At 57.9% G+C, this 13,866-nt stretch carries 12 protein-coding genes; 9 read left to right on the plus strand and 3 right to left on the minus strand.

What is annotated here, in order from left to right; translation table 11 throughout:
- The first annotated feature begins 27 nt into the window (after positions 1 to 27).
- From VJ369_RS14540 to VJ369_RS14550, 3 genes are read left to right on the plus strand one after another with little or no spacing between them, the layout of a single operon-like run.
- Positions 28 to 981: an ABC transporter ATP-binding protein gene (locus VJ369_RS14540; protein WP_414652664.1), complete on the plus strand. Its 954-nt coding sequence runs from the start codon at positions 28 to 30 to the stop codon at positions 979 to 981.
- Positions 978 to 1,739: an ABC transporter permease gene (locus tag VJ369_RS14545; RefSeq protein WP_324092778.1), complete on the plus strand. Its 762-nt coding sequence runs from the start codon at positions 978 to 980 to the stop codon at positions 1,737 to 1,739. Before VJ369_RS14540 ends, VJ369_RS14545 begins: the two co-directional genes overlap by 4 nt.
- Positions 1,740 to 1,764: 25 nt before the next feature.
- Entirely contained in the window at positions 1,765 to 2,706 is a 942-nt protein-coding gene (locus VJ369_RS14550) for a COX15/CtaA family protein (RefSeq protein WP_324092779.1), read from the plus strand.
- A gap of 73 nt (positions 2,707 to 2,779) precedes the next feature.
- On the opposite strand, the gene VJ369_RS14555 is transcribed toward VJ369_RS14550, so the two are convergent.
- The 3 genes from VJ369_RS14555 to VJ369_RS14565 all read right to left on the minus strand — a co-directional run bounded on the left by VJ369_RS14555 (position 2,780) and on the right by VJ369_RS14565 (position 5,221).
- Complete coding sequence (locus VJ369_RS14555; RefSeq protein ID WP_324092780.1) at positions 2,780 to 3,733, minus strand: DUF1700 domain-containing protein; 954 nt, start codon at positions 3,731 to 3,733, stop codon at positions 2,780 to 2,782.
- Entirely contained in the window at positions 3,726 to 4,067 is a 342-nt protein-coding gene (locus VJ369_RS14560; protein WP_324092781.1) for a PadR family transcriptional regulator, read from the minus strand. Before VJ369_RS14560 ends, VJ369_RS14555 begins: the two co-directional genes overlap by 8 nt.
- Positions 4,068 to 4,243: 176 nt before the next feature.
- On the minus strand, positions 4,244 to 5,221 hold the full coding sequence (locus VJ369_RS14565; RefSeq protein WP_414652665.1) for a heme o synthase: 978 nt from the start codon (positions 5,219 to 5,221) through the stop codon (positions 4,244 to 4,246).
- A gap of 632 nt (positions 5,222 to 5,853) precedes the next feature.
- On the opposite strand from VJ369_RS14565, the gene tkt reads away from it, so the two are divergent.
- Genes tkt through pgl form a run of 6 tightly spaced genes read left to right on the plus strand, consistent with a single transcriptional unit; the run spans position 5,854 to position 13,849 of the window.
- Entirely contained in the window at positions 5,854 to 7,956 is a 2,103-nt protein-coding gene (gene tkt / locus VJ369_RS14570) for a transketolase (RefSeq protein WP_324092782.1), read from the plus strand.
- A gap of 17 nt (positions 7,957 to 7,973) precedes the next feature.
- A complete protein-coding gene (gene tal / locus VJ369_RS14575; protein ID WP_324092783.1) occupies positions 7,974 to 9,077 on the plus strand; it encodes a transaldolase in 1,104 nt (367 codons plus the stop codon).
- Positions 9,078 to 10,652, plus strand: a complete 1,575-nt coding sequence (locus VJ369_RS14580) for a glucose-6-phosphate isomerase (protein ID WP_324092784.1) — start codon at positions 9,078 to 9,080, stop codon at positions 10,650 to 10,652. It abuts the gene before it with no gap.
- An 8-nt stretch (positions 10,653 to 10,660) separates the two neighbouring features.
- Positions 10,661 to 12,181 (plus strand): glucose-6-phosphate dehydrogenase, encoded by a 1,521-nt coding sequence (zwf, locus tag VJ369_RS14585; RefSeq protein ID WP_324092785.1) that lies wholly within the window; start codon positions 10,661 to 10,663, stop codon positions 12,179 to 12,181.
- Entirely contained in the window at positions 12,178 to 13,119 is a 942-nt protein-coding gene (locus VJ369_RS14590; RefSeq protein ID WP_324092876.1) for a glucose-6-phosphate dehydrogenase assembly protein OpcA, read from the plus strand. Before zwf ends, VJ369_RS14590 begins: the two co-directional genes overlap by 4 nt.
- Entirely contained in the window at positions 13,109 to 13,849 is a 741-nt protein-coding gene (gene pgl, locus VJ369_RS14595) for a 6-phosphogluconolactonase (protein ID WP_324092786.1), read from the plus strand. The genes VJ369_RS14590 and pgl overlap by 11 nt, the downstream gene beginning before the upstream one ends.
- Positions 13,850 to 13,866 lie beyond the last annotated feature (17 nt).

Raw genomic sequence — 13,866 nt, forward strand, 5'->3', positions numbered from 1 at the left:
GACTTCGACATGACGTAGAATGCTGTGGTGTCTTCAGTTACTCCCAGCCTCATTATTAGTGAGCTGAGCAAGGATTTGGGACCGGTTCCTGCGCTGAATAATCGCATGCTCAGGGTCCTGGATTCCGTCTCCCTCAAAGCCCTCCCCGGCCAAGTCACTACCCTTTTGGGCTCTAATGGTGCTGGCAAGTCGACTACGCTCGCCTGCGCTCAGGGCCTGTTGCGCCCCGAGGGCGGAACGATTGAACTGCTCGGCCAAGATCCCTTCGGCGATAACCCCGACCTTCGTTCGCGGGTCGGCGTGATGCTGCAAGACGGAGGATTACCTCCCTCGATGCGGCCAATTCCGCTTTTGCGCCACGTAGCTGGAATGTACAAAAAACCCATCGATATTGATGCGCTGATCACTCGGCTGGACCTTGAATCCTTTGGCAGCCGCACTATTCGCCGACTTTCTGGCGGACAAAAACAACGAGTCGCCTTAGCCCTCGCGCTAGCCGGTGACCCTGAAGTTCTCTTCCTAGACGAGCCGAGCGCCGGATTAGACCCACAATCACGTCAAGTTGTTTTTGATCTGATCAGCGAACAACGCGACCTGGGTAAAGCCATCGTGCTGACCACACATCTGATGGATGACGCACAGCGGCTAAGTGACTATGTGTACATTATCGACAAGGGTCGAACCGTTGCGCAGGGCACCGTCACCGAGCTGACAACTTTGGCCGCCGCCGAACACGACAACCGTCCGGTGAACTTTGGCGCCACCCCATCCTTAGAATTACCGAAGCCACCTGCCGGACTACACCTAAGCGAGACCGCACCTGGTGAATACCATTTGACCGGTGTCAGTTCCCCGGAGCATCTTAATTGGCTGACAAGCTGGTGGGTGCGTGAAGGCATTTTGCCGACGCACATGAACTTGCAGGCACGCAGCCTCGAAGATGTCTTCTTGGAATTCGCGCAGAAGGAGGAAACGGTATGAGCCCGACTATGAGTCATTCCAACGCCGTGTCTATGCCCAAGCGCATCGCCTTACAGGGCAAATACGAAACTCTGATGATGCTCAGCAATGGGGAGCAGTTAGTACTCGCTGTAGTTTTGCCCATTATTGCCCTCTTCGGACTGACCTTCACTGACCTTCTAGAGGGTGTCGCACCGCGCAGCATTGATGCGGCAGTGCCCGGAGTACTCGCCCTCTGCGTCATTTCCACAGCCTTCACCGGTCAAGGTATCGGCACTGGCTTTGACCGACGCTATGGCGTGCTGCGCATGTTCTCGACTACCCCATTGGGTAAAGTAGGTTTGATCTTCGGCAAGGTCATTGCGGTGCTCACAGTGCTAGCAATCCAGGTCGTACTGATCACCGTCGTGGCCTTACTTCTGGGCTGGGAGCCAAACCTTTGGGGAATTGTTCCCGCCGTATTGTTCTTGCTCCTAGGAGCTGCGACGTTTACGGCATTGGGATTGCTTATTGCCGGTACGGTTCGCCCTGAAGCGACACTTGCTATCACCAACTTGGCTTGGGTCCTCCTCGCCGGAGTCGGCGGAGTTCTGTTTCCGCTCACGATGGCCCCTACCTGGCTTCAGCCAACGCTGGATGCCTTGCCTTCGGCCGCATTGGGTGATGCACTTCGGGCGGCACTGATTGAGGGGCAGTTCAGCATTGCCAGTGTCATTTTCTTAGTACTCTGGGCTGCCGCCGGCTCATTTGCCGCCATTAAACTTTTCAAATGGAACTAATCAACACAAAGTAAGGGAGATTTCCTTGTCTTCAAACCTGGTCACCCCCAGCTGGGCCGATAGGTTGCCGACGCACGTCACCCGACTTGTTCACGGTCTGGCGATCGCTTCTCTGATATCCCAGATCGGCATCATCATCACCGGTGGTGCGGTACGCCTGACCAAGTCCGGCTTGGGCTGCTCGCACTGGCCAAACTGCGTGCCCGGTTCCATGACGCCAGTCCCAGAGATGGGTGTGCACGGGCTAATTGAGTTTGGTAACCGCTTACTGACCTTTGTCTTGCTGGTTATCGCAATCGCCTTCTTAGTTGCCATCTGGAATATGCGCAAAACTCATCCATCGATCTTCACCCTTGGCTGGGTTCTTTTGGCAGGCATCCCAGCTCAGGGAGTTATCGGTGGCATCACCGTGTTGACCGGCCTCAACCCTTGGGTCGTGTCTTTGCACTTCATTCTCTCTGGAACGCTCGTCTGCTTGGCTACGATTTTGGTCAACCGCACCCGACGAGAACTAAAGCAAGACGATCACCTAGCCTCGACTAAATCGGTGGGTCAGTTCGCCACCGCTGCCTGGATATTGTCCATGCTCGCGGTCATTATGGGCACTATCGTCACCGGCACCGGCCCACACGCAGGTGACGCTTCTGCACCACGTCACCTCTTTGACCCATTGCTGGTCACTCGCATGCATACCGCTCCGGTATACCTGTTGATCATGGCCACCATAGCCGTGCTCGTCTTGGCCTACCGCGCCGCTGGCCGGTCCAAGGTCCGTACAGCTGCCTGGTGGCTAGTAGTGGTCATCCTCGCACAGGCTGCTATCGGATACACCCAGCACTTCACTGGCTTGCCTATCGTCTTGGTGTTGCTACATATGCTTGGCGCCAGCCTGTTGCTGGTAGCGGCCACCAACCTGTGGGACCGTGCAGTCCGGCTTCCGCGCAGCGAACGCGTCGAACAGCACTAATACCTCATCAAGATTTATGCGCCTGGCCCCTTAGGGAGCCAGGCGCTTTTTCTTTCTGCACAGTTAACAAGTCCTAGCGGGTGATGCCAGCTCGTGGACGCAGTCGCAGCAGCCCGTAGATTCCAAAAGACAAGACAATCCCACCAAACAGCCAAATCGCCGCCACTAAGATTCCACTATTAAAAGCTGCGGTAACAAGCGCCAACAGTCCATAAATCAAGATGATCCAGTAGACGATACGACGATTAAGCACGACCCCGATTGCTAATGCTAGACAAGCTACCGCCCAGATCAATGCGGGTATCATGACGACGCTGAAGGAATCGTTGACCGATCCCGCAAAAAGAACCACGACCGGTAGTAGCACGATGCACAGTCCGATAATCTGCAAGAGAACCGACTCACGCCGACCTGCTTGGAGCACTTTGGCAAAAGGGAGTGTGGCAGCCAACCAAATCAAGATCGCCGTGGGGACATAAAACAGGCCAGCGTCCATAGGGTTATAAAAAACCAACACCGTAGTTGCGATCGCGCAGCCTAGTGTGGCCCAACGGCGCATCCGCAGTGGCACGAACAAGAGCGCCGCCACCAGCACTGCTGGAAGCAAGGTGAGCACCGCAACGCCGGGGCCATAAAATTCCAGCAATGACGACAACGTTCGTTCGGTAGTATTCGTCGAATCGGGATGCTGGCCTTCGGCGTTACGCAGGAAAAAACTCACGATTACGGCGGTAAAGGTCGCCATCGCCACCGCGGCTCCAATGAGACTGGTTCCGACTGGCCAGGGGCCAGTCCCACGCGGTTCGGGGATCCCCAGCTCGCTGCGGGATGCCTTGGCCACTTCCTTGGGCTCCCCCAAGGCGCTGATGGCTTCCGATTCAGTTCGGCCACTGAATATTGACTCCTCGATGTGTTCGGAGATGTCTTGGAGAATGACCCGCCGCTGCGCTTCAGGCAGGTCTGCCAAGTATCCGCTGAGTTGACGCAGGTAGCGCTTGGCAGTCACGTCCGGCTTGGTACTAAACATGATGTCCTCCTAATAAACCGTCCACCTGATCACTCAGCTGACCCCACACTGAGCCAAAGAGTTCCAGTGATTCCTTACCGTTGCCAGTTATTGCGTAGTACTTGCGTGAGCGTGAACCGTCAGCTTGTTCCCAGCGCGTCCGTACACTGCCCGCGTCTTTCATTCTGGCTAGCAATGGGTAAAGGCTCCCCTCGCTAGCGGTCAGTTCCAACTCGACGAGCTGATTCGCAATCTCAAGTCCATACATATCGCGCTCGGACAACAACGCAAGAACGCAATATTCAAGCACTCCCTTGCGCAGGTTCGTAGCGATCTTTTCTGCGTTGAGATTCATATCCCGAACTTACCTTGCGTAACAAGCCTTGTATAGCAAGAGAGTCAAACGTTAGCTATTCTTTACCAACGCGTCCGGGCCATGCCCCCGGCTCCGCGCCGATTTTCCAGGCGATACCCAAGGGCAAAAAGAAATCCCCGCTTCCGGTAAGGGAAACGGGGATCCAAAGAGGACTTTTAGCCAAACAGCGGGCTGCCCACGAATGGGTCAAACGCCAAGGCCACGAAGACCAGTGACAAGTAGGTAATGGAGATATGGAAGACCTTCATGGCCTTACGGTTCATCTCGGCAGGACTATGGTCCCGCTGGGTCTCGCGGTAGAGAACGTGCGATTCGTAAAGGAACCAAATACCCGCCCCACCGGCAACCGCAGTGTAGACGATTCCTGCATAGCCCATAGGAAGCAAGAGCAAGGAACAAACGACCGTGGCCCAAGCGTAGAGCACCACCTGAACTGAGACGCGACGCGCATTGGCGATAGCACCAAGCATTGGCACCGACGCAGCATTGTAGTCGTCGGCGTACTTCATTGACAACGGCCAATAGTGTGGCGGAGTCCAGAGGAAGATCACCAGGAACAGGATGATCGCTGGCCACTCGACGGTTTCGGTCACAGCGGCCCATGCGATCAGTACTGGCATGCAGCCTGCAATGCCACCCCAGACGATGTTCTGCGAGGTGCGACGCTTAAGAATCATCGTGTAAAGAACTACGTATAGAAGAATCGCGGCAAGACCAAGTGCAGTGGTCAGCGGGTTGGTCCCGAACCAGAACACCGCGAGTGAAGCAATTGCCAAAACCCAAGAAAAGATTAATGCTTCGCGGGGCGTGACATCACCGGTAACCAACGGGCGACCCTTGGTCCGCTTCATCAGCTTGTCCATGTCGCGGTCCAGGTAACAGTTAAACGAGCCTGCCGCACCTGCGGACATTGCGCCACCAACGAGGGTTGCCACCATGAGCCAGACATCAGGGAAACCGCGCTGCGCGAAAATCATCGTCGGCAGGGTGGTCACTAGGAGCAGCTCGATGACGCGGGGCTTAGTCAACGCCACATAGGAGCCGGCCTTACGCTTGACAAAATCCCCGGTGCTTTCATCAGGTTGACGCGACGAGCGCGGCACTGACGTTCCGGTGACATTAAGAGTCTTCAATTAAACGCACTCAGTTCTACACGGGTACAAGACAGACATCTTTTATTCTACGACGAATAGAAGTCAGGCGGTAGTTGCCTTGAGGAACAATTGCTGAAAATCGGCGTGATTCCGGTCATCTTACGTATCAACGCGCCTGAGCTGACCGCGCAAATCAGAGCGCCCTTCAATAGCACATGAGGCCATGGTGATCACTGCGTCTTCAAGCCAGCCACAGACTTTCAGTATTGTCATCTGACCTTCAACATACTTTAAGCATTGTATGTGCGCGGTCTTGCAATGCTTCCATCACCACCCAACCACCCTCCAATCAGTAGGACGCGGCACCACTGTGCTGGGCTTATCTAAGGTTCAAAGCGGAAATATCGCAGCCGCAACAAGATCATAGTTCCCGTTGATTCGCCGCCTTTCTGAGCCACGCAATGTTCGAGGGGTCAAAGATTGATCTAAATTCTGCGTGTCATGTTTGTTCAAGCCATACAGACAATGCCCGATTCGCGATAGAGTGGACAGTAATCGCGCCGTCGCCACCAAATACCCCAAATAAGCTCGACTTCGGGTAGGAGGGTCGACGGCGTATTGCGTGTCAGCGGGATTATCCCCGTCCAAGCCTCAATGGAAGGAACGCCGCAGTGGCGACTGAATCCTTAGTAGAAGAGTTCTCACTTACCGAGTTGGATCGTAAGGCCATCGACACCACCCGTGTCCTGGCAGCCGACGCCGTAGAAAAAGTTGGCAACGGCCATCCAGGTACCGCCATGAGCTTGGCTCCGGCAGCATATCTAATCTTCCAGAAGCACCTGCGTCACGACCCGAAAGATCCGAACTGGATCGGCCGCGACCGCTTCGTCCTCTCCCCCGGTCACACATCGCTGACCCTATACCTACAACTCTTCCTGTCCGGCTACGGCCTGGAGATGGAAGATATTGAGGCGCTACGCACCTGGGGCGCTAAGACCCCGGGTCACCCAGAGTTCGGCCACACCGCCGGCGTGGAAATCACCACCGGCCCATTAGGTCAGGGTCTTGCCTCGGCCGTTGGATTCGCCTACTCACAGCGGCGCATGCGCGGCCTGCTGGATCCTGCCGCAGAAGCTGGCACCAGCCCGTTTGATCACACGGTTTACGTGATTGCATCCGATGGCGATCTGCAGGAAGGCGTCACCTCGGAGGCATCTTCGTTGGCAGGCCACCAGGAACTTGGCAACCTCGTCGTCATTTACGATGACAACAAAATTTCTATCGAGAACGATACCGACATCGCGTTCACCGAAGATGTTTTGGGACGCTACGACGCTTACAACTGGCACACCCAGCGGGTGGACTGGACCGTCACCGGCGAGTACGTCGAAGACATGGCAGCCCTGGACGCAGCGATCCGTGCCGCCAAGGCAGAGACCTCACGTCCATCGATCATCGCTTTGCGCACCGTTATCGGCTGGCCTTCGCCAACCAAGCAGAACACCGGTGGCATTCACGGTTCAAAGCTTGGTACGGAAGAAGTTGCAGGGCTTAAGAAGGTTCTAGGCTTTGACCCAGAACGGTCTTTCCATATCGAGGATGACGTGTTGGCTCACGCCCGCGAGGTTGTTACCCGTGGCGCGGCACTGCACGAGTCCTGGAATGAAACCTTCAACGCCTGGAAGAGCGCCAACCCTGAAGAGGCTGCGCTGCTTGAGCGCCTGCAGGCTGGCGAACTGCCCGAGGGCTGGACCGAGAAGATCCCTACCTTCGAACCAGGGGCCACGATGGCTACCCGCGCGGCTTCAGGCAAGGTCATCAACGCCATTGCCGACGAGTTGCCAGAACTATGGGGCGGCTCGGCCGACCTGGCCGGTTCAAACAACACCACCATCGATACCGCGAAGTCTTTCGCTCCAGAACGCCGCTCCACGGACTCATGGGATGCCAGCCCATACGGCCGCGTCCTGCACTTCGGTATCCGTGAGCACGCTGCTGCCTCGATCGTGAACGGTATCGTGCTGTCTTCACCGACGCGCGCATTCTCCGGCACCTTCCTGATCTTCTCGGACTACCAGCGTCCGGCGATCCGTTTGGCTGCCTTGATGGGTGTACCGTCGATCTTCGTATGGACCCACGATTCCATCGGACTGGGCGAAGACGGCCCAACCCACCAGCCGGTTGAACAGCTGGCATCGCTGCGCATCATCCCGAACTTCGACGTCGTGCGCCCAGCGGATGCCAACGAGGTTGCCTACGCATGGCGCGGAATGCTGGAACTGACTGATACCCCATCGGGCATCGTGCTTTCACGTCAGAACCTGCCAATCTATGATCGCGCGGCCGCCGGTTTCCGCGGCGCCGAAGGCACCTTGAAGGGTGGTTACATTCTGGCTGAAGCCCTTCGCGACGGCGCAGAAGTCACCCCAGATGTCATCTTGCTGGCTACCGGCTCCGAAGTTGAGCTGGCCGTTGAGGCCCGCGAAGAACTGGCAACCAAGGGTATTGCAGCCCGCGTAGTTTCACTGCCAAGTTTCGAGTGGTTCGCCAAGCAGGACGCTGCCTACCGCGAAGAAGTTCTTCCGGCAGCCATCACCGCCCGCGTCTCGGTGGAAGCCGGTGTCGCCCAGGGATGGCGTGAACTAGTTGGTGCCGAGGGCGAGATCATCTCGCTGGATCACTTTGGTGCCTCCGCAGATTACAAGAAGCTGTACAGCGAATTCGGCATCACCACCGAAGCAGTTGTCGCAGCCGCCCAAAAAGTTGTTAAGTAAAGGAACTGGTACACATTATGACTAACCCAAATACCCAGGCCCTGTCAGACGCTGGTGTATCCATCTGGCTCGACGACCTTTCCCGCGAACGTTTGACCAGCGGTTCGTTAGCCAAGCTCATTGAAGAGAAGAACGTTGTTGGCGTGACCACCAACCCGTCCATCTTTGCCGCGGCCTTGTCCAACGCGACCGTGTACGGCGAAGCTATCGCCGAGCAGCGTCACAAGTCCGTCGAGGACGCGATCACCGAGATCACCAGTGACGACGTGGCCGCAGCATGCGACCTGTTCCGCCCGATCTTCGACTCCACCAACGGTTTTGACGGCCGTGTCTCCATCGAGGTTGACCCTCGTCTGGCCCACGACACCGCGCAGACCATCATCCAGGCGAAGGCCCTGTACCAGCGCGTGGATCGCGAAAACGTCCTGATCAAGATCCCAGCAACGCTGGCCGGTCTCGAAGCGATCACCGAAACCATCGCCGAGGGCATCAGCGTCAATGTCACCCTGATCTTCTCGCTGGAACGCTACCGCGAGGTCATCAACGCGTACCTGATCGGCTTGGAGAAGGCCAAGGCTAAGGGCCTTGACCTCTCCAAGATCCACTCAGTGGCTTCCTTCTTCGTATCCCGCGTGGATTCAGAAATCGACAAGCGTCTAAATGCTCTGGGCACCGAAGCAGCCTTGGCACTTCGCGGCCAGGCCGGTGTGGCTAACGCACGTCTGGCCTACCAGGTCTTCGAAGAGTCCTTCGCCTCGGCGCGCTTCGATGCACTGGCTGCCTCCGGCGCCAACGTCCAGCGCCCGCTGTGGGCCTCGACCGGTGTAAAGGATCCTGCCTACCCGTCTACCCTGTATGTCACCGAACTCGTGGCACCGCAGACCGTGAACACCATGCCGGAGAAGACCTTGGACGCCACCGCGGCCGAGGCAGAGGTTCGCGGCAACGTGGTTTCGGGCAGCTACGCCCAGGCTAACGGTGTGCTGGATGCATTGGCAGCCCAGGGCATCGACTACACCGAGATTGTGTCGCTGCTTGAGGTAGAGGGCGTTGAGAAGTTTGACGTCGCTTGGAACGAACTGTTGGAAGACATGTCGGTGGCCTTGAAAGAGGCTAAGTAAATGGAATTGGGCCTGGTAACTTCCGGCGAGGCCCTCGCATCGGTTGATCAGCTTCTGCCGAAGCTCATCGAAGCCCGGATTGGCAGCCGTATCGCCACTCAGGACCCTACCGTGTGGGGTGCATCAGCCGAGGCTGATGCATCAATCCGTTTGGGCTGGGCTCAGCCCTTCGAAGCGGCCGAAAAGTTGCTTCCACAGATTCTCGAGCTCCGTGAGCAGTTGCTGGCTGAGGGACTCACCCGGATCGCCTTGTGCGGTATGGGTGGCTCCTCACTAGCACCCGAGGTGATTGCCGCGCATGACGAGGTAGACCTGGTCATTTGCGACAGCACCGACCCGCAAATGGTTTCGACCATCGTAAACACCGATCTGGAGCGCACCGTAGTGGTTGTCGCTTCCAAGTCGGGTTCCACCGTGGAAACTGACTCGCAGCGTCGGGCCTTCACCGCGGCTTTCGAAGCCGCCGGCATCGATCCTGCCACACGGCTGGTGCTGGTCACAGATCCGGGCTCCCCGATGGATAATCCTGAAGGCGTGCGCGCGATCTTCAACGCCGACCCAGACGTAGGCGGACGATACTCGGCGCTTACCGCTTTTGGTCTGGTACCCAGCGGTCTTGCCGGGGCGGATATTGAAGCGCTCATCGAGGAAGCCGGATTGATCTCCGACCTGCTGAGCAGCGACGACGAAGATAATATCGCGTTGCACTTGGGCGCTGCACTGGTCACCGCAGGACGCGACAAGCTAGTCATCGCAGAAATCGGTGACGCGCTTCCGGGCTTCGGCGACTGGGCCGAACAGCTCATCGCAGAATCCACCGGCAAGCTCGGCAAGGGTGTGCTTCCAGTGGTCGCTGACGCGAACGCACCGGAGTTGAAGAATATCGCAGCAGATATCCTGCCGTTGTACCTGCATGAGCAGTTGCCTGAAGAAGTTGATGAAGCAGCCACGGCGATTCACATCAGTGCGCCGCTGGGTACCAGCTTCATGATCTTCGAATTTGCAACTGCAGTCGCCGGCTACCTGCTGGGCATCAACCCATTCGACCAGCCAGATGTGGAGGCAGCTAAGGTTGCCGCCCGTTCACTGTTGGACGCTCCTGCCGCCGGATCCCCGGACGCGGTGGACGGCAGCGTTGAACTGTTCGGTACGCAAGCTCCTCACCTAGCTGGCGCCTTGGACGAGCTGACAGCCCAGTTGGGCGAGGACGGATACCTATCCATCCACGCTTATCTGGACCGTCATGCGGACGCTGGTTTAGAAGCGCTCCGTGACCTGCTGGCCGAACGCACCGGACGCCCGGTCACCTTCGGCTGGGGGCCACGGTTCTTGCACTCCACCGGCCAGTACCACAAGGGTGGCCCCCGTCAGGGAGTCTTCCTGCAGGTCACCGCAAACCACGAGCAGGATCTGGAGATCCCGGGCCGTCCCTTCAGCTTTGGCGGTTTGATCACCGCCCAAGCCACCGGTGATGGTGCGGTGCTCTCGGACGCCGAGCATGGCCGTCCGGTACTGCGCGTGAATCTAACCGACCGCGCCGCGGGTATCGCGGCGCTGCTTGAGGCTGCGAGCTAACAAAAAATATGAGTAATCCACTTCGCGACGCCCGCGACCGGCGGCTTAACCGCATCGCCGGTCCGGGCGCGCTGGTGTTCTTCGGAATCACCGGTGACCTGGCCCGCAAAAAACTTATGCCCGCGGTCTATGACCTGGCCAACCGCGGCCTACTACCCCCCAACTTTGCCATTGTCGGCTTCGGCCGCCGTGACTGGACGGCAGAAGACTTCGCCAACCAGGCTCGCGAATGGATCTTGGCCAGTGCGCGAACTCCGTTTAACGAGACGGTTTTTGACCAGCTGGCCGCCGGAATGCGCTTCATTTCCGGCGCCTTCGACGATGACAATGCCTATGAAAAGCTCGCCGAAACCCTCGACGAGCTGGCAGAATCCCGGTCCACCGGACGAAACCACGCGTTCTATCTTTCCATCCCACCGAGCTGGTTCGACGTAGTCTGCCAGAAGCTTTCCGAGCATAAACTCGCCAAGGATGAGAACCCGGGCTGGGAACGTGTAGTCATTGAGAAGCCTTTCGGCCATGACCTGCAAAGCGCCAGAGAACTGAACCAAATCGTTGAATCGGTTTTCCCGGCCGATTCAGTCTTCCGCATTGACCACTATCTGGGCAAAGAAACAGTGCAGAACCTACTGGCGTTGCGCTTCGGAAACCAGATGTTCGAGCCACTGTGGAACAACAAGTACGTGGACCACGTGCAGATCACCATGGCCGAGGATATCGGCATCGGCGGACGTGCAAGCTACTACGACGGGGTGGGCGCAGCCCGCGACGTCATCCAGAACCACCTGCTCCAGCTACTCGCACTGACCGCCATGGAGGAACCTATTTCCTTCAACGCCGATCACCTGCGCAGCGAAAAGGAAAAGGTACTAACCGCGGTTCAGCTGCCTGAGGATTTGGGCCAGGCTAGTGCTCGCGGCCAGTACACCTCCGGTTGGCAGGGTGGCGAGGAAGTAGTCGGCTTCCTGGATGAAGAAGGTTTTAACCCGCTTTCCAAAACCGAAACGTTCGCTGCAGTCCGATTGAACATCAATACCCGTCGTTGGAATGGTGTCCCGTTCTACCTGCGGGCAGGCAAGCGTTTAGGCCGGCGAGTCACCGAGATCGCGGTGGTCTTTAAACGAGCACCAAATCTGCTCTTCACAGATCACGCCGATGACGAGTTTGGTCAGAACGCGTTTGTCATCCGCGTGCAGCCAGATGAGGGCGCTACTATCCGTTTCTCCTCCAAGGTGCCAGGCACACAGATGGAAATCCGCGATGTCACCATGGACTTCGGCTACGGCAACGCGTTCACCGAGTCTTCTCCGGAAGCCTACGAACGTCTAATTCTTGATGTGTTACTGGGCGAACCACCGTTGTTCCCCCGCCACGAAGAAGTTGAGCAGTCTTGGCGCATCCTTGACCCATTCGAAGAGTACTGGGCAGCGCAACCCGAGCAACCAGATCCTTATCTTCCAGGTTCTTGGGGTCCGGCCAGCGCGGATGAGCTGATGGCTAAAGATGGAAGGACGTGGCGACGACCATGATGATTGATCTTCCCAATACAACCACCAATAAGGTGGCCAAAAAGCTGATCTCTTCGCGCCGCACCCACGGTGTGGTGGCATTGTCCCGGGTACTGACCTTGGTGGTCATTACCCGTGAGGGTTTCGCGGAGAATGCCATCGAGGCCGCCAACCTCGCAAGCCGTGAGCACCCCTGCCGGATTATTGTCGTGGTGCGCGGTTCTGAAAAGGGCGAAAATCGTCTGGACGTGCAGATCCGCGTCGGCGGAGACGCCGGAGCGTCCGAGGTCATCGTGATGCGTACGCACGGGCCTAATATGGCCGCGGATGAAGCGTTAATCTCGGCGCTGTTGCTGCCAGATGCCCCGATTGTTGCCTGGTGGCCACACGGGGTTCCAGCAGATCCATACAACACCGCGCTGGGCAAACTCGCCCACCGGCGGATCACCGATTCCAACGAGACCAGTGACCCTACCGAGGCGCTGTTCCAACGGGCCAGCACCTACCGGGCTGGAGACACCGATCTTGCGTGGACGCGCATTACGCTGTGGCGCGCACAGCTCGCCAGCATCATTGATTTGATCGGCACCGAAGGCTTGACGGGCATCACCGTGAAGGGCTCGGAAAACTCGCCGTCCACTTCACTGCTGGCCGCCTGGCTGACCATGTGCCTAGAGGTTCCGGTAACCATCGCGGCGGATAAGTCCACCGGTGGTCTATCCAGTGTCCGGCTCACCCGAGAGGCCGGAGACGTGGAACTTTCACGCCCTTCCGGAGCGGTGGCACATCTGTATCTACCTGGCACAGCACCCCAGCGAATTTCGCTGCCACGCCGTTCCGTGGCCGAGTGCCTGGCCGAGGAAATGCGCCGGCTCGACGCCGACGACGTCTTCGGCGAGGTCATCACCCGTGGACTTGCCTTGACCAACCTAAGGAGCATCCGTTCCAGTGATCGCTAGACAAATTGTCATCCATGAAGATGCGAATGCCACCGCACAAGGTATCGCCGCCCGATTGATCACCTCTATCGCCGACGCTCTTGCCGCCCGCGGAGTGGCCCACGTGGTGGTGACCGGCGGTTCGCTGGGCATAGCGACGTTGGTTGCCGTGGCACAGAACCCGGCAAATCTCTCGGTGAACTGGTCAGCCGTCCACTTCTGGTGGGGCGATGAACGATTTGTCGCCGCTGACAGTGCGGACCGCAACGCAGTGCAAGCTGAACCGTTATTCACTGCCTTGGACGCACTGGGCCTTGAGCGCGGCAACGTGCACATGATGGGTGATAGTGACTCCTTCGCTAGCGCCGAGGACGCAGCAACTGCCTACACGCAGTTGCTGGCCGAGGAAGCCAGCGAAGGTGCCGCTAATCCGGTGTTTGACGTATTAATGCTGGGAATGGGCCCGGACTCGCACGTCGCGTCTTTGTTCCCGAATCACACTCGATCCGGGCAGCTCGGCGCGATTGCGGTACATGACTCCCCCAAGCCACCACCGCATCGGGTGTCGCTGACCATGAGCACCATCAACACCGCCCGTGAGGTTTGGCTGCTGGTCTCCGGTGCGGAGAAAGCCCCAGCCTTGGCAGCAGCCCAGCACGAGGTCAACGAGTTGGCGGTGCCAGCTAGTGCCGTTCAAGGCACCGAAGCAACTCGCTGGTTGATTGACCGTAGCGCGGCCACACTACTCTAAGCGCAAGCATAGACCGG

The organism is Glutamicibacter sp., assembly GCF_035257265.1.
GTDB lineage: Bacteria > Actinomycetota > Actinomycetes > Actinomycetales > Micrococcaceae > Glutamicibacter.

Bases quoted from the DNA above. Each gene is read 5' to 3' on its own strand.
- VJ369_RS14590 (WP_324092876.1), top strand. From the start codon at position 12,178: ATGATGATTGATCTTCCCAATACAACCACCAATAAGGTGGCCAAAAAG.
- VJ369_RS14545 (WP_324092778.1), top strand. From the start codon at position 978: ATGAGCCCGACTATGAGTCATTCCAACGCCGTGTCTATGCCCAAGCGC.
- VJ369_RS14560 (WP_324092781.1), bottom strand. From the start codon at position 4,067: ATGAATCTCAACGCAGAAAAGATCGCTACGAACCTGCGCAAGGGAGTG.
- zwf (WP_324092785.1), top strand. From the start codon at position 10,661: ATGAGTAATCCACTTCGCGACGCCCGCGACCGGCGGCTTAACCGCATC.
- VJ369_RS14580 (WP_324092784.1), top strand. From the start codon at position 9,078: ATGGAATTGGGCCTGGTAACTTCCGGCGAGGCCCTCGCATCGGTTGAT.
- tal (WP_324092783.1), top strand. From the start codon at position 7,974: ATGACTAACCCAAATACCCAGGCCCTGTCAGACGCTGGTGTATCCATC.
- VJ369_RS14555 (WP_324092780.1), bottom strand. From the start codon at position 3,733: ATGTTTAGTACCAAGCCGGACGTGACTGCCAAGCGCTACCTGCGTCAA.